We start from the raw sequence: 15,038 nt of genomic DNA, 5'->3' as shown, positions 1-15,038 counted from the left end.
AGCCGCCCGACCTTTCGGCCGGGCGGTCAGGGTTCCAGAAGGGGAAAAATTCCTAACAGCGCACAGTATAAGACGGCTGAGCGCGAAAGGGAAGGCTGGCTTTGTAGTCGGCGGTCAGCTCACGTCCCTCGCCAGCCCGATCCAGCCTTCGATTTCCTCTGAGTCCGGGGCGCTTTTGCCGGAGATCATGCGGCGGGCTTCGGGGGTTTCGACGAAGGCCATGGACGCTTTTAGCAGGTCGGCAGCGCTCGCATCGGCAACCGCCTCGACAGAGCGGAAGCCCGCGCCGACGAGGATCTGGACGTCGTGGACGCGCAGGCTTGGCATTGCCATTTTGAGGCGGGCCTGGTCCTGCCAGTCGGCTATGGCCTCCGGCGTCATGTAATTTGAATCGAGCGCGTCGGAACTCGCGATCGGGTCGGCCTCAAGCAGGTCTGCAACGGTTTCGATATCGATCTCGGCGAGGCGTTCTGCGGTTTTCGGGCCGATGGAGGGGGCGTCGACGACATTGCTCTCTGGCGTCAGGTCGGAATCATCGGCGACGATGATGTCTTCTTCGTCGGTATCGTCGACGTCGTCTGCGGTATCGGCATCGTCGCTGGTGTCGATGCTGAACCCGGTATCGGCCTCTGCCTCTGTCTCAACGGCGGCGTCATCCACCTCATCCCCGGTGATCTCTTCCGCCTCTGGCGCCGTCGCGAGGGACGCTGACGCATCAATGAACAGTGTCTTGTCGGATGGGTCGTCCGAAACCGGGGATGCAGATGTTTCCGCCTGAGCGGCGGCGCGTTCCGGCGTGAACAGCGTCTTGTCGGTCGCAGGAGTGGATCCGGCGCTTTCCTGCTCTGGCGCGGCTGGCGTCTCCGCCGCAGGCGCAAGCGGGACGTGTTTCGTGCCGGTCGGCTTGGGCTGAACCGCGTCGAGCTGCTCCAGTGGCACACGGAGCACATCGCGCGCATGCATCTTGCGGATCGCCTTGTCGTCATCGGGGAGCGATTTGATGACCTTGCCGGTTTCCTGAAGCTCTTTGTACATCTTCGCGACGGTGCGCTGGTCGGCGATATTGTCGAGTTTCTTGGTGACCCAGCGGACGGGGATGTCGAGCTGGGCGAGATACCCCTTGAGCGTCAGGTTGACCTTTTTCGGCTTGACCCTGGCTTCCTTGATCGCGCGGACATAGAGGATAGCGATGCCCTTGGTGGCGTAGGCGCAAAGGTCTGCGATCGTATCGAGCAGCGTCCCATCGAGGCCGGCCGGCGGGTTCTTCACGCCGGCATGAATGTCATAATGGTCGATAAAGGTCTGATAGTGCGGGTGGGAGCGGCGCGCACCGTCCAGCACCATGTCGGCCACAAAGGTAGGGCCGGTGCCGACCTTTATCTTCGGATAGCCGAGCACTTCGATCCGGCGGGAAATCTCGTCGCGCGATTTGGCGATGCTCCATTCAAGCGCCCGATGGATCGAGCCTTCTTCCTCGGTCTGACCGGTATGAAAAGGCTGGCACGGGTCTGAAAAATAGTGGCTCATCACGCCGAGCGCATAAGCCGCCTTGCTCCACTTCTTCGCGCGCAGCGCCTCGACGGAGCGGCCATACCATTCGGAGGCCGCATCGCGCGCGCCGCCCCAGCCGCCATCGGAGACGTGGAGGACGTGGTTCCGGAAGTCCTTGAACTCGGCATCAGGCGCCTTCGCGCCCTGCAGCAGCCAGCTGTGTTCGGAGAGAAGCAGGTTTCGCCAATCTTCGGCGTCGGGCCCGTCAATGAGATCTAGCGCTTCCATGGCCATGAAGTGATGGGTCGAGCGGCACCTGTGCGCGACGATCACGTCCTGGAGAAGGCTTGTCATGAGGGATCCCCTGTTGTTGCTTGTGAGGGGATATCAGAGCGCCGTTTTGGTTAAGCCGCCGTTAACCCTGATTGACAAGGCATTACCGGCCGGCTCCTGAGTTCGCGAGCGCCGCCTTGAGTTCATCCATCGGAAAGAGCGGTCCGGGATCGACGCGCCTGTAATTGTCACCGCAGCCGGAGAGCTTTCGGGGGTCGAGTTCGGAATGGCTGTGTATATCATCCGGGCCGAGGCTGTACCGGGTGCTGAGATTTTTCACGAGCGCTGTCAGCGCCTCGATCTGGACGGCGGGAAACGGGTCCTCGCCATCGCCATCGTTGATGAGTTCTATGCCAATCGAGCGCTTGTTCACGTCGGGCTTGATGCCATGATAGCTGACATGACCGGCTGTTCTGAGGTCCGGGCGCTGCTGGGCGATATCGCCATCGCGGCCGACAATATAGTGGATCGACTTGTCATCCTGGGCGAGAAACCAGTCGCGCCAGAAGACCGCATCACGCGTGATATCGGCAAAGCGGATGGCGCCGCCCTCGCAGAGTGGCCCGCCAATCGTGTGGATGACGATCATGTCTATGGCGGCGGCGTCGCGCGGTTCGCCGCCCGTGTGGACGAAGTCTTCCGGCAGGCGGTCAATGTCGAGCTGGACCGATGGTGCGTTCGGGCCGGGCAAGGCCGGGTCTGGTGTGGCCCCGGCCTCTGCAGGGACGGGCACCTCTGGCGGCGTGTGCGATGCCTGACAGCCCGTCAGTGTCGCAAGAAGCCCGATCGCGAGGACGGCTCCCCGGCGGCGCAGAGTTTCGCCAGTTGCTCTACCGGACACTTTCGAGGCGTTCGCGGACCGATTGCAGGGCGCCGAGCAGGTCTTCATCACGGAAAGGTTTGGAGATGATCGGGCAATCGCGCAAGCTCTCGGAGAGGTCTTCCAGCTCTTCATAGCCCGTGCAGAACACAATCTCGACACCGGCAGCCCTGAGCTCTGCGGCTAGTTTGAAGCTCCGCTCGCCGCCGAGATTGGCGTCGAGGAGGGCGATCTTCGGCAGATCATATTCGATCATGGACCGCGCTTCTTCCACAGAACTGGCCGGGCCGATGACGCGGTAACCGGCGTCACTTACCCGGAATTCAAGATCCATCGCCGTCAGGACTTCATCCTCGGCGATGAGGACGGATGGCAGATTGGTGGATTGTGACTCAGTTTGCGCGCGTTGTGGGCCCGGGCGGGGCCCAGAGGCTGCCAGAGACGCCTTGGGCCTGCGCAAGCTGATCACGGCGGTCAGGCCGTCTTCGCTCCAGCTGCGCTCAATTTCGCACTCCATAAAGTCGCGTGCCAGGCGATCGAGAAGCGTGGTGCCGAAGCCGGCGCTGCTCGGTTCCGCGACAGTCTCGGCGCCCGATTCGCGCCATTCGATTCGAATTGCATGATCGACGATCTTCCAGCTGATGTGCAGGCTGCCGGATGGGGTGGCGAGGGCGCCGTGCTTGACCGCATTCGTAACCAGTTCATGGATGATCAGACCGACCGACTGAGCCGCGGCCGGCTCCAGCATGAGAGACGGGCCTGAATAGGAGACGCGGTCGCCATAAGTGTCGCTGAACGGGTCGACTTCTTCTGCAATCAGACATTTGAGATCGGCTCCGTCCCAGCGCGATGCGGCGAGCAGGCTATGGGCGCGCGACAGGGCGCCGATACGTCCCTCGACGGCGGCCTTGTAGGATTCGACCGTGTCCGCCTTGGTCAGGCTTACAACAGACTGGGCGACAGTGAGCGCATTCTTGGCGCGGTGGTCGATCTCGCGCATCAGGAGGCTTTGGCGTTCCTCGGTTTTCTTTTGCTCGGTGACATCGGTGTTCGTGCCAAACCAACGCTGGATTTCGCCATGTTCGTCCCGAATGGGCAAGGCGCGCGACAGAAACCAGCGATACTCGCCAGATTTACTGCGAAGCGGGAACAGATCTTCCCAGGGCTCACCGGACTTGAAGGAATTGTCGAACTGCTCGACCACACGATCGACGTGATCAGGGTGGTGAACGTCCGTCCAGCCTCGACCCTGCATTTGCTCGAGTGTCGTGCCGGTATAGTCGAACCAGCGCTGATTGTACCAGAAGATCCAGCCATCCGGCCGCGTCATCCAGGCCAGTTGGGGAATGGAATTCGCCATCGCATGGAAGTCCAGCTCAAGTGAGGCGATACTCCGGCGAAGGTCGTCGAAACGTTCAGTCATTCATGTTTTCCAAGTGTCCCTGCGAATACTAATCTACCGGGCATCGCACCTGATCTAACACACGAAAAGCGTGTGCGCGACTCATTCGTCAGCAAGCCGGCCCGGCCCCCGTCCGCCGCATGCAGGGCTGCTCAGCCGAGGTCGAGAAGGATCTTGCCGATATGGCCACCCTTGGACATGGCGGCCTGCGCGCTTTCCGCATCAGGGAACGGGTAGACCTCGTCGATGACGGGCTTGATCTCGCCGGACGCGACCATGGGCCAGAACTGCTTTTCGATGGCGGCGCGGATTTCGGCTTTCTCCTCTACAGGCCGGGCGCGCAGTGTCGTGCCCGTCAGGATGAGGCGTTTCAGCATCAGCGGCATCAGGTTGAGCTCGACCTTGGGGCCGTTGAGATAGGCAATGTTGCAGATCCGGCCATTCACTTTGGCCGCCGAAATATTCTTCTGGACATAGTCGCCGCCGACCATGTCGAGGATGACGTCGGCCCCGCCGCCATCGCGGACGATCTTTTCGAAGTCTTCGTTCTTGTAGTTGATGGAGCGGGTCGCGCCGAAGCCTTTCGCGGCCTCGCATTTCTCATCAGTGCCGGCCGTCGTCCATATCTCGCTGGCGCCCGCGGCCTTGACCATCTGGATCGCCATGGAGCCGATGCCGGATGTGCCGCCATGGATGAGCACGCTGTCGCCCTCCTGGAAGCTGCAGCGCATGAAGATATTGGCATAAACCGTCATCATGGCTTCGGGCAGGGCGGCCGCTTCGAGCAGGCTGAGAGTGTCCGGGACAGGCAGGAGCGAGCCTTCGTCGACGGCTGTGAATTCGGCGTATCCGCCGCCAGCCAGAAGCGCGCACACCTTGTCGCCTTCCTTCCATTTGGTGACTTTTGTGCCAACCGCCGCGCTCGTGCCGGCACATTCCAGACCCATAATGTCCGATGCGCCGGGCGGGGGCGGATAGTGGCCTGCACGCTGGACGAGGTCGGCGCGGTTCAGGCCAGCGGCGGCGACTTTCACGAGCACGTCATGGGGCCCGATCTCCGGGCGTTCGACGTTTCCGACCGCGAGCGGCTTTCCCTCTTCTGCGACTATCGCCTTCATCTGTGTGCTCATGTGGGGGCTCCTTCGCGCCAGACTTGCTGCAGGTGCCAGAGCTGCCTTGATTTATTGGCGGCTCTGTCCTTGCCTTGGGGCTGCACACCTAGAGGCGCATGGGAGCTCAATCAATGTTTGATGACGAACCGGTCAAGCCGAAGAAGATCGATCTGGAAGTGTTTTCCGTTGAGGAGTTGAAGGAACGGGTCGAGACGCTGAAAGCCGAGATCGAGGCCTGCGAGGCGGAAATCCGCAAGAAGCAGGCGCATTCCTCGGCCGCAGACGATATTTTCAAGCTGTAACCCGGCTGCGTCTTAAGACCCCTTAAACCCCATATGATCTAAAGCTTAAGACTGATGGCGCCGGCGCGCGCCAAAACTGATTAGCCGGGACAAGACCAGATGGCCGCCTCTCCTGACAGGACTGATGAAGATCTCCACATGCCGGATTTCACGGCAAGCCGTGTATTCGAAAAGGTATTTGCCGATGGCATGGCGCTGGTCGAGGAGACCGCCTCCTATCTCGATGGTCCGGGCCGCGACATGTCAAAGACCCTGCCGCGCGAGGCGAGCCTGACCTATGCGGCCTGGAGCATGGAGCTGACGACAAAACTGATGCAGGCGGCCAGCTGGCTGGTCATGCAGCGTGCGGTGCGTGACGGCGACATGAAGCGCGAAGATGCGCTAGCTCGCAAATACCGGATCAGCCGGGACGGTCCGCCGCTCGACCCGTCCAAACAGCGCGGTCTTGGCCTGCCGGACACGTTTCTCGATCTTGTCGACAATGCCGAAAACCTGTTCAGCCGGATCTGCAGGCTCGACGCGGCGATTTATCTCGAAGGGGCCGGCGATGAAGCCAGCCCGGTGATGCGCCAGATCGAAGAACTGAAAGCGGCTGCAGAAGACGGCGCCTTCGATCCGCTCCGCGTCTGGGGCCGGGCGCGCTAAGCCTGACATTTCGGCCGGAGCCGAAAAATTGGTTTAATTTCAAACAATCAGACAATCACGTTTTCAGCCGTTTGCGCTATAGACTCGCGAAAGCGCTGGAGAACAAGATGTCGTTCAAGTCTGATGTTCGTGGCAACCTCTCGCGCTAGCGGCGGATGCTTACTCCGTTTCGTTAAATTTCGAAGGTCGCCACAAGTCCGGTTTAAGGGCTTGGGCCTAATCCTGTCGGTCAGTGCGGGAAAGAGATATGCTGATCTTCCTAAGAGACACACGCGGTGCCGCGGCGATGATATTCGCGCTTTGCATTATTCCGATCATGATCATTGTCGGCGCAGCCATCGACTTTACACGCCATCGCACCGCGACGGTCGAAACGCAGGCCGCCCTGGACGCGGCCCTTCTCTATGTGGCGCATGAAACCGGCAAGCGGCCTGATAGCGAGCTTGAGGCGGACGCAAAATCCCTCTTCCGGCGCGAAATGGCCGCCCGGAATATCGATTTCGTCTATTTCAGATTTCTCAGGGACGGCAATTCCCTGTCAGCCAATGTCAATGTAACCATCGAGACGACCCTGCTCGGCCTGGCCGGCATTCAGGAAATGAATATTCATCGCGAATCCGGGGTCGAGTTCAACGACAGCCGCATCGAAATGGCGCTGGCGCTCGATACGACGGGCTCGATGAGAGGGGACAAGCTTGAACAGATGCAGGACGCGTCAGTCCTGCTCGTCAACAAGCTTGCAGAGGGGACCGACTTTCCGGAGCGGCGCAAATTCTCGCTGGTGCCATTTGCAACCTGGGTGAATGTCGATCCGGTCAATGCGAATGCCAGCTGGATCGATAAATCGGGCGCATCGCTTGTCAGCGCGACCAACCTGATCCCCGGGATCGACCGCCGCGCACTTTATGAGAAACTCGGCAAGACCTGGCCGGGCTGTGTCGAGGCGCGCACATATCCGCACGATACAGAAGACACAGAGCCAGACCTCTCTAACCCCGAAACCCTGTTCACGCCGTCCTTCTATCCCGACGAGCCGGACAACCGCTACCGCTATCCGAACGATTATCTTGCCGATTCAACCTCGTCCTACAGCATCCTGACAATCATCCAGCACATCGCCAAATACGGCCTGTCAGCCGGTGTCGAGATGACCAGCGAACCGGTCGAGACGAAGTCGGATTACGACTATTACTGGGACATCACCACGCCCATCGGACCAGGCTTCATGTGTGGCACGCGCCCGGTTATTCCGCTGACGACAGAGGCGGAAGACATTACCGACGAGATCGACCTCCTATCGGCAGAAGGCAGCACAAATATTACTGAAGGCATCGCTTGGGCCTGGCGCACCCTGTCGCCCACGGCGCCCTTCGATCAGGGCGTGGAGTATGAGGATGACGAAACGCAGAAGATCATCGTGCTTCTGTCTGACGGCAACAATCAGATCGGCGCCCGCAGCGATGGCCGCGGAAGCGATTACTCGGCCTATGGCTATCTCGCAAATGGCCGGATGAACCTCGCCTATGGCGCGTCACAGAACGACGTCTATGAGGAGATGGACAAGCGCACCCTCGAAACCTGCCAGAATGCCAAGCAGGCGGGCATTGTGATCTATACGATCCGGCTAGAACTCGGCGGTGACGCCCGCTCCGAGGCGCTGCTGGAGGCCTGCGCTTCCTCGCCCGGCCATTATCTCGACGTGCCGGATGCAGACGAACTGGAAGCGGCGTTCAGCGACATCGCCGATGATGTGCTGGACCTCTATCTCTCGCGCTAACGGCGCAGGACAATCCTGAGATTGCCGGTGGGCACCTCGCGGCCCGTTTCATTCACGAAGGCGGCGCGAACGGCTTGGCGCGTGCCAGCATCTGTAAAGCTGACGGGCGGCTGGCCGGTGTCGCCGATCCACGCATCGCCCCATTGCGTCAAGGCGATCAGGATCGGGCGAAGGGCTTCGCCTTTTTCGGTCAACACATATTCAGGGCGCGCGCGGCGCCCTTCGACCTTATAGGCGCGCTTCTTCAGAAGCCCTGTATCGACAAGCGATTTGAGGCGGCCCGACAAGATTGTCCGCGGCGTGCCAAGCTCGGTCTGGAAATCGTCGAAGCGGCGAACGCCATAGAGGGCCGATCGCAGGATCAGCAGCGTCCAGCGGTCGCCGATCTGCTCGACAGCCTTGGCGAGGTTGCAGTCTTCCGGCGGGACAGGCGATTTGCGAGACAAGGGTATCATGATTAGACCCTGCATGAGTTCGCAATCCAAATCCAGCACTTTCGCGGCCTCCCGGCTTCCTGTTCATTCAGCGCGGTGATACATTCGCGTGTCGGGGGAGATCTGGACATGGCCGAGCCTCAGAAAATTATTGAAAAGAAGCTGGTAAACGCGCTGTTCAAGGACGCCGCCGCCAATCCCGGGGCCAAACGCCTGCTCTCCGGGCCCGGCCAGTTGGGGCTCGGCCTCGTAAAGAAGATGATGGGCGGAATGTGGGTGGGCGGCACGGCCTGGCTCACGAAAGACAGCGTGATTTTCCGCCCGAACGCGCTCAATCGCGCCGTGCATGTCAGTGCAGACACGCTTGAGGTCGAATTTCCCCTTTCAGACATCAAGGCGGTGAGCTGGCGAAAGGGCATAGCAACGAGCATTATCGACCTGGAGACGGAGGAGGCATCGCTCAGCTTGCGGTGCTACGGCTCAAAGGCCTTTGCGAGCGCCATCGAGCGGGAAGTCGAGCAGGCCAGACGCTCATGATCCTGCCGGCTCGCCAGCTGGAACTCAGCGCCAAGTTCGACTAGACCCGCGCCTTATGGCGCAATCGCTTCCCTCGCTGATCAATGAATCGGCCCGCTTTACCGCCGTCCATGCCGCGCTTGTCTCTGATGATCAGACGTCGGTGACATGGCTGGTCAGCGGCGCGATCCTGATGGTGCAGCAGGCTTGCGTGCTGGCCCTGTCAGAAGCGGGCGCCGATATGCCAGCCATGCCCGGCCCGAATGAACTGGTTGTGCGCGTTGCCGATCCGGCGATCCTGCCCCAGCCCTATACCGCGCCGATGAAACCTGATGATCATCGCGCGCTGGAACGTGTGGTCGCGGCACGAAACGATGTGATGCATCCAAGGCCGGGCGGTCTGCATCTTGAGGCTGATATGCTCCCGGACGGTGTGCTGACGGCAGTGAAACTGGTGCGCCATCTGCTCCTCACCCAACCTGTGCGGCCAAGCATGGTCGAGGCGAGTGATGCGGCCGCGGTCTCCCATTCGTTGGAGCTGATCGAGAGTTCTGTTGATTTCTGGAAGACAGTGTTGAAGGCCCGCTAGCCCGCCGGCGAATAATCTACCTGCATGAATTGTTGCCAGCCGGTTTCGGTGAGCGCCCAATCGGTGACGCGCAATCCCGTGTCCGTGAGTTCGTATTTCGAGCGGCCCTGCGCGTGCCCGGCACGTCCCCAATGTGTGGTGAGGGTTCCGTTTTCCCACGTTGCCGCGAGCGGATGGACCGCGCCGCCACTGTCTGACCAGTACCCCTCAAGGTCTGTCTCCCCGATCTTGTAGACGCCCTGGCCGGCAAAGATGGGCGCGCCGTCCGACGCAGACGTGATCGTATAGTCAATTTCGACGAAGTCGCCGGTGAGGCCCTCGCTCCACGACACCTCGCAGAGAGCAGGTGTGCCCCACGCGTCGCAGTCGGCTTGCCAGTTGCCGATGAGGTCTTTTGGCGTGTCGGCCTGCGAGATCGGCGCTGCGATAGCGGCCACGAGGCTTGCGATAAGATATTTCACGGTCCGTCCTTCACCCAAAACACCGCTTTATAAGCCACGTTATCCAGCATCCGGCAAATGGAATCGGCGTGCCCCGGCCGCATCACCACTAAGATTAGAATGGCTAGCGCTTGTCGTGGATCGCCTGCGCCGCTTCCTTGAGGTCCCGGTCGCTCAGCGTGTTGAAATCAAGCGCGGCGAGCTGGGTCAGGCGGCGTTTCAGCCGGTCATAGGTGTCTTCAAAGGCGGCGCGCTGCTGGGACATTTCCTCGATATTCGCCGGATCCGGCAGGCCCCAGTGAACCTGGACCGGGTGGCCCGGCCAATAGGGGCAGGTCTCGCCTGCGGCATTGTCACAGACGGTGATGATGACATCCATGCGCGGCGCGCCGGGCTCGGCAAACACGTCCCAGCTTTTCGACGACAGCTCCCAGATGTCATGGCCCTTGGCCGCAAGCACGCGCAAGGCCATGGGGTGAGCCTCGCCGCGCGGGCTCGATCCGGCGCTGTGGCCGCGCATGTCCGGAAGGGAGGACGCGATCGCCTCACCAATGATGGAGCGGGCCGAATTGCCCGTGCAGAGGATCAGGACATTGCGTGTCATCAGAGCGCTGGTCTGGTGTCTGCGACGCGCAACTCGTCTTCGAGCGCAGCGCCAAAGGCGAGCAGGGTCGATTCCCTGAACAGCGGTGCCCAGAGCGAGACCGCGACCGGGGTTTGCGCCGGCGCTGCATCAGAATCTTCCACGGCCCCGAACATGGTGCGCGGCTTTGTCTCCTGAAAACCGGCCCGCATCACAAGGCTGGGATGGCCTGTGTAATTGGTTGGCGTCAGCATGCCGGAGGCGAAATTTGGGCCAATCACGAGATCTATGCCTTCAAACGCTTTGTCCATCTCCTGCATCCATCGTCTGCGCAGGCGGTCGATCTGGATCAGATCGATGGCGGTCAGGAAACGGGCGGCGCGGAAGCCATTCGGCCAGGCCGCCTCTTCCTGCCAGACCATCTCATCGTCGCGGTTCGAGAGGGTGAGGTCGTCGAAAGCAGCCGCCGCTTCGGCCATCAGCTGCTGAACGAGCGGGGCTGAGGGCAGATCGGGCAGTTTGAACTCAACCTGTTCTGCCCCGAGGGCGAGCGCCCGATCGAACGCCGTCAGTTCCGCCTCTGTCGCGCCTTCCCGCCAGGCCTCATCGAAGCCGATTCTCAGGCCCGAAAAGTCGCGTCGGGGCTGGTAGGAAAAACCCGTCGCGATCGAGCTGGCATCTTTCGGGTCATAGCCATTGATCGCACCCATGACGACGGCAAGATCCTCGACGCTGCGCGCCATCGGGCCGACCTTGTCGAGCGACCAGCAGAGCGCCATGCCGCCCGCGCGCGAGACGCGTCCGAAAGTTGGACGCAGGGCCGATCCGCCGCAGCGATGAGACGGAGAGACGAGCGAGCCAAGGGTTTCGGTGCCGATGGCGAAGGCGCAGAGGCCGGCTGCGACGGAACTGGCTGAGCCGGCGCTGGAGCCTGACGAGCCTTCACGCGGATCGAAGGGATTGCGGGTGACCCCATCATACCAGATGTCGCCATAGGCAAGCGCCCCGCAACTCGTCTTGCCGAGCAGGACCGCGCCCGCCAGCTTGAGTTTCTCGACAATGGTGCAATCGGCTTCAGCGACGGCGCCTTCGCTATAGGGCTGGGCGCCCCAAGTGGTCTTGGCGCCCTTGGCATCGAACAGATCCTTCAGGCCATACGGGATGCCGTGCAGGGGGCCGCGATGCTGCCCGCGGGAGATTTCCGTGTCGGCCTGCTCGGCTTCGGCCCGCGCCCGTTCCGGCATGACAGTGATCCAGGCGTGGAGCGTCGGATCGAGGCGATTGATGCGGTCGAGATAGATGTCGGTAAGGCGTCTTGATGTCAGAAAACCGGCCTTGATCCAGGCGGACAGCTGCAGGACCGATGCAAAGGCGACGTCGGCTTCGTCGATGGGCAAGGGCCGCTGGGGCACAGGCGAGGTGACGAGCGAGGACGCCCCGACCTGAAGGTCATAGGCGTGTCCCGGCAGGCGCGGATCGAACGTCTGGGCGGGGGCCAGCGTGTTCGGCTTCTCAAAGGCGCGCAGCTGCTGGATCGCATTCAATTGCTCTTCAATGGTCGGTAGCATCTGGTCGCGTTCGGCGTCCGTGAATGTGACGCCCGCGATCTTTTCAGCCTCAATCAGTCCGGTTTTCGTGACCTTTCCCAACTCAGCCTCCTGCGCGCCGGCACGGCCAGCCAGCGCGGCGAGTCCGCCGAGCCCGGCCGCTCCTGTTTTCAAGAGGTTACGCCGCGTCGTGACTTTCATGACCGTTTCCCCGGTTTCCCTTGATGGATTTCACATTAAGCTTAGTACACGCAATTGCCAGAAGTGCTGAATGGAGAAGTCCCCGTATGCGTGTATCGATGAGCATAATGGCCGCCGCCCTGCTCGCGGCAGCCTGCCAGACCGACACAACGACCAGTCTCACTAATGAGGAGAGCCCGACCGACGTGACTGTTGCCGAGACCGAGACCGCTGAAGAATTTGTGATGCCGACCTGGGAGAACGACCCCTATGAGTGGCTTGAAGAGGTGGAGGGCGACCGGGCGCTGGACTGGGTTCGCGCCCAGAATGAGCGCACGCTCGGCGACCTCCAGGAAGACCCGCTTTATGACGGCTATTATCAGGACGCGCTTGATGTGCTGACGTCTGATGAGCGCATCCCTTATGGCTCGATCCGCGATGGCTGGGTGTATAATTTCTGGCAGGACGACACCAATGTGCGCGGCCTCTGGCGCCGCACACCGCTCGACTCCTACGCTACGGATGATCCGGAGTGGGAAACCATCCTGGACTTCGACAAGCTCGCTGAGGAAGAAGACAAGAACTGGGTCTTCAAGGGCTCGAATTGTTTCCAGCCGGAAGACGGCGGCAAATGGCTTTGCATGGTCTCGCTGTCTGATGGTGGCAAGGATGCCGTGATCCAGCGCGAATTCGATCTCGAGACCAAGAGTTTCGTAGAGGACGGCTTTGTCACGACGGAAGCCAAGCAGGGCTTGTCCTGGGTGGATGAAAATACGGTCTTGATCGGCACGGATTGGGGAGAGGGCACGACGACGGAGTCTGGCTATCCCTTCGTGGTCAAGCGCTGGACGCGCGGCACGCCGCTTGAGTCGGCTGTTGAGGTGATCCGCGGCGACCACACCGATGTCGGCGTGTGGCCTTTTGTACTCGAACTTGAAGATGGCAGACGCCTGCAGGGCGCCGTCGAGGCCGACACCTTCTTCACGTCGAGCTATTGGTGGCTGCCCGATGGCGAGAGCGAGCCTGTGCAATGGCCGGTCCCGACAAAGTCCTCGCCCGAGGGTATTTATCAAGGTCAGTTCCTGTTTTCATTGCAACAGGACTGGGCCCCCGAAGGCCAGCCCGTTGCGTTCAAATCCGGCGATCTTGTCGCCTTCGACCTCGAACAATTCCTTGAGACGCGCGCGCTTCCCGCCGTCTCGCTCGTGTTCAGCCCGGATGAGACGCAAGCGGTAAATGGCGTCGCGATTGCCGATGGCGCAGCGCTCCTGTCGATCCAGGAGAATGTTGTCGGCAAGGTGCTGAAGCTTGAGCCCGGCGATGGCGAATGGACGACAAGCGAAATCGCACTGCCGGGCACAGGCCAGGCGGGCATTGCCTTTGCCGACAAGGATGTCGACACGGTGTTCCTGAACTATGAAGGCTTCCTCACCCCGGATTCGCTGCTGCGTTATGATGTGGCAACGGGCGAGGTCTCTTCGCTGAAGAGCCTGCCTGCCAAATTCGATACGGAAGGCCTGACGGTCGAGCAATTCTTTGCGACCTCCACCGATGGCACGAAAATACCGTACTTCGTGATCCACAAGGACGACATCGAGCTGGACGGGACGACGCCGACGCTGCTCTATGGCTATGGCGGCTTCCAGGTCTCGATGAACCCGTCCTATTCGGCCGTGCGTGGCCGGCTTTGGCTGGAAGAGGGCGGGGCCTATGTGCTCGCCAATATCCGCGGCGGCGGCGAGTTCGGGCCGGAATGGCACCAGGCTGGCCTCAAGCAGAAACGCCAGATCATCTATGATGATTTCATTTCCGTCGGTGAGGATGTGATTTCCCGCGGGATCACATCGACCGATCATCTCGGCATTATGGGCGGATCGAATGGCGGACTGCTTATGGGGGTAATGCTGACCCAGCGGCCTGACCTCTGGGACGCGGTCGTGGTCCAGGTGCCGCTGCTCGACATGCTGCGCTATCACAAGCTTCTGGCAGGCGCCTCATGGGTTGATGAATATGGCGATCCGGAAATTGCCGAAGAACGGGCCTTCCTCGAAACCATCTCGCCCTATCAGAATTTCGACCCTGAGGCCGACTATCCGACCCCCTTCTTTCTGACATCGACAAAGGATGACAGGGTCCACCCCGGCCATGCCAGAAAAATGGCCCATCTTTTTGAGCTTGCCGATAAGTCATTCTTTTATTATGAGAATATCGACGGGGGCCATTCTGCAGCAGCCAATCAAAAAGAGACGGCTCGCAGGTCTGCGTTGGAATATACTTATTTGAACCGCCGGTTATTCCCCACAGCCGGTCGGTAACGTCCCTGGTTCGGCCCTTTCCTGACGAGGAGAGGGCCGGATCCCCTTCTGGCCACCGATTTCAGCTTCCCCGACGCGAGCCTTGACTTGGCCTGCTTGTCCGCGCCCATTTCCTTCAAAATGACTGGAGGAAAATATGGGTGATCTCACCGGAAAAAACGCGATCATTACGGGTGCCGCAAGCGGCATTGGCTATGCAGGCGTCGAGGTCTTTGTCGAGGCCGGCGCGAATGTGGTGGCCGGTGACATCCAGGACGAAAAAGGCAAGGCGCTGGAAACGCGGTTCGGGTCTGACAGAGTGCGCTACGTCCATTGCGATGTGACGAAGACGGCGGACCTCCAGCAGCTTTTCGATACGGCAGAACACGCCTTTGGCGGGCTCGATATCCTGTGGAATAATGCTGGCCATGGCGGCACGCCGACCGGGGTCGAGGACCTTGATGAAGACGGCTGGGACGCCACGATGGGCCTGTTGCTCAAATCGGTCTTTGTCGGCACCAAGCTCGCCATTCCGTACATGAAGAAACGCGGCGGCGGCTCGGTGGTCAACAC

15 protein-coding genes are annotated in these 15,038 nt (G+C 60.9%); 7 read left to right on the top strand and 8 right to left on the bottom strand.

Translation table 11 applies throughout. The annotated features are described in order from the left end of the window. Positions 1-114: 114 nt before the first annotated feature. The 4 genes from WA989_RS16790 to WA989_RS16775 form a co-directional block, all read right to left on the bottom strand. Positions 115-1,845 carry a DUF4332 domain-containing protein gene (locus WA989_RS16790; protein WP_424341628.1) on the bottom strand — a complete coding sequence of 577 codons (1,731 nt, stop codon included), beginning with the start codon at positions 1,843-1,845 and terminating at the stop codon, positions 115-117. An 82-nt stretch (positions 1,846-1,927) separates the two neighbouring features. Beyond that, positions 1,928-2,665 carry an N-acetylmuramoyl-L-alanine amidase gene (locus WA989_RS16785; protein ID WP_424341627.1) on the bottom strand — a complete coding sequence of 246 codons (738 nt, stop codon included), beginning with the start codon at positions 2,663-2,665 and terminating at the stop codon, positions 1,928-1,930. Further along, complete coding sequence (locus tag WA989_RS16780; protein ID WP_424341626.1) at positions 2,655-4,067, bottom strand: HWE histidine kinase domain-containing protein; 1,413 nt, start codon at positions 4,065-4,067, stop codon at positions 2,655-2,657. Before WA989_RS16780 ends, WA989_RS16785 begins: the two co-directional genes overlap by 11 nt. A 131-nt stretch (positions 4,068-4,198) precedes the next feature. Further along, positions 4,199-5,176 (bottom strand): NAD(P)H-quinone oxidoreductase, encoded by a 978-nt coding sequence (locus WA989_RS16775; RefSeq protein WP_424341625.1) that lies wholly within the window; start codon positions 5,174-5,176, stop codon positions 4,199-4,201. A 113-nt stretch (positions 5,177-5,289) separates the two neighbouring features. Between WA989_RS16775 and WA989_RS16770 the strand changes: the two genes are divergently transcribed. From WA989_RS16770 to WA989_RS16760, 3 genes are all read left to right on the top strand, one after another. After that, the gene (locus WA989_RS16770) at positions 5,290-5,460 is read left to right on the top strand and encodes a DUF1192 domain-containing protein (protein WP_424341624.1); all 171 of its coding nucleotides are present in this window, start codon (positions 5,290-5,292) and stop codon (positions 5,458-5,460) included. Positions 5,461-5,559: 99 nt separating this feature from the next. Next, positions 5,560-6,105 carry a DUF1465 family protein gene (locus WA989_RS16765; RefSeq protein ID WP_424341623.1) on the top strand — a complete coding sequence of 182 codons (546 nt, stop codon included), beginning with the start codon at positions 5,560-5,562 and terminating at the stop codon, positions 6,103-6,105. 247 nt (positions 6,106-6,352) lie between these two features. Further along, entirely contained in the window at positions 6,353-7,882 is a 1,530-nt protein-coding gene (locus WA989_RS16760; protein WP_424341622.1) for a pilus assembly protein TadG-related protein, read from the top strand. Here the strand turns inward: WA989_RS16760 and WA989_RS16755 are convergent. After that, on the bottom strand, positions 7,879-8,337 hold the full coding sequence (locus WA989_RS16755; protein ID WP_424341621.1) for a winged helix-turn-helix transcriptional regulator: 459 nt from the start codon (positions 8,335-8,337) through the stop codon (positions 7,879-7,881). The genes WA989_RS16760 and WA989_RS16755 overlap by 4 nt on opposite strands. Positions 8,338-8,445: 108 nt before the next feature. Here WA989_RS16755 and WA989_RS16750 point away from each other — a divergent pair, with 108 nt between their 5' ends. Both WA989_RS16750 and WA989_RS16745 read left to right on the top strand, forming a co-directional pair. Continuing rightward, on the top strand, positions 8,446-8,853 hold the full coding sequence (locus tag WA989_RS16750) for a hypothetical protein (protein ID WP_424341620.1): 408 nt from the start codon (positions 8,446-8,448) through the stop codon (positions 8,851-8,853). Positions 8,854-8,908: 55 nt separating this feature from the next. Further along, positions 8,909-9,421 carry a hypothetical protein gene (locus WA989_RS16745; protein WP_424341619.1) on the top strand — a complete coding sequence of 171 codons (513 nt, stop codon included), beginning with the start codon at positions 8,909-8,911 and terminating at the stop codon, positions 9,419-9,421. Here the strand turns inward: WA989_RS16745 and WA989_RS16740 are convergent. The 3 genes from WA989_RS16740 to WA989_RS16730 form a co-directional block, all read right to left on the bottom strand. Further along, positions 9,418-9,882: a hypothetical protein gene (locus WA989_RS16740; RefSeq protein ID WP_424341618.1), complete on the bottom strand. Its 465-nt coding sequence runs from the start codon at positions 9,880-9,882 to the stop codon at positions 9,418-9,420. The two genes, WA989_RS16745 and WA989_RS16740, sit on opposite strands and share 4 nt — an antisense overlap. A gap of 103 nt (positions 9,883-9,985) precedes the next feature. Then, positions 9,986-10,465 (bottom strand): arsenate reductase ArsC, encoded by a 480-nt coding sequence (locus WA989_RS16735; protein ID WP_424341617.1) that lies wholly within the window; start codon positions 10,463-10,465, stop codon positions 9,986-9,988. Next, a complete protein-coding gene (locus WA989_RS16730) occupies positions 10,465-12,192 on the bottom strand; it encodes an amidase (RefSeq protein WP_424341616.1) in 1,728 nt (575 codons plus the stop codon). Before WA989_RS16730 ends, WA989_RS16735 begins: the two co-directional genes overlap by 1 nt. 86 nt (positions 12,193-12,278) lie before the next feature. Here WA989_RS16730 and WA989_RS16725 point away from each other — a divergent pair, with 86 nt between their 5' ends. After that, the gene (locus tag WA989_RS16725; RefSeq protein ID WP_424341615.1) at positions 12,279-14,486 is read left to right on the top strand and encodes a prolyl oligopeptidase family serine peptidase; all 2,208 of its coding nucleotides are present in this window, start codon (positions 12,279-12,281) and stop codon (positions 14,484-14,486) included. A gap of 136 nt (positions 14,487-14,622) precedes the next feature. Beyond that, positions 14,623-15,038: SDR family NAD(P)-dependent oxidoreductase (locus WA989_RS16720; protein ID WP_424341614.1), on the top strand; the 416-nt coding region annotated here is incomplete at its 3' end.

The sequence above is a fragment of the Henriciella sp. genome (assembly GCF_049649345.1).
Classification (GTDB): Bacteria; Pseudomonadota; Alphaproteobacteria; order Caulobacterales; family Hyphomonadaceae; genus Henriciella.
Note: the sequence above shows the minus strand (reverse complement) of the source record. Positions and strands in the feature narration are given on the sequence as shown.

Bases quoted from the DNA above. Each gene is read 5' to 3' on its own strand.
- WA989_RS16790 (WP_424341628.1), bottom strand. From the start codon at position 1,845: ATGACAAGCCTTCTCCAGGACGTGATCGTCGCGCACAGGTGCCGCTCG.
- WA989_RS16780 (WP_424341626.1), bottom strand. From the start codon at position 4,067: ATGACTGAACGTTTCGACGACCTTCGCCGGAGTATCGCCTCACTTGAG.
- WA989_RS16775 (WP_424341625.1), bottom strand. From the start codon at position 5,176: ATGAGCACACAGATGAAGGCGATAGTCGCAGAAGAGGGAAAGCCGCTC.
- WA989_RS16770 (WP_424341624.1), top strand. From the start codon at position 5,290: ATGTTTGATGACGAACCGGTCAAGCCGAAGAAGATCGATCTGGAAGTG.
- WA989_RS16765 (WP_424341623.1), top strand. From the start codon at position 5,560: ATGGCCGCCTCTCCTGACAGGACTGATGAAGATCTCCACATGCCGGAT.
- WA989_RS16760 (WP_424341622.1), top strand. From the start codon at position 6,353: ATGCTGATCTTCCTAAGAGACACACGCGGTGCCGCGGCGATGATATTC.
- WA989_RS16755 (WP_424341621.1), bottom strand. From the start codon at position 8,337: ATGATACCCTTGTCTCGCAAATCGCCTGTCCCGCCGGAAGACTGCAAC.
- WA989_RS16750 (WP_424341620.1), top strand. From the start codon at position 8,446: ATGGCCGAGCCTCAGAAAATTATTGAAAAGAAGCTGGTAAACGCGCTG.
- WA989_RS16745 (WP_424341619.1), top strand. From the start codon at position 8,909: ATGGCGCAATCGCTTCCCTCGCTGATCAATGAATCGGCCCGCTTTACC.
- WA989_RS16735 (WP_424341617.1), bottom strand. From the start codon at position 10,465: ATGACACGCAATGTCCTGATCCTCTGCACGGGCAATTCGGCCCGCTCC.
- WA989_RS16730 (WP_424341616.1), bottom strand. From the start codon at position 12,192: ATGAAAGTCACGACGCGGCGTAACCTCTTGAAAACAGGAGCGGCCGGG.
- WA989_RS16725 (WP_424341615.1), top strand. From the start codon at position 12,279: ATGCGTGTATCGATGAGCATAATGGCCGCCGCCCTGCTCGCGGCAGCC.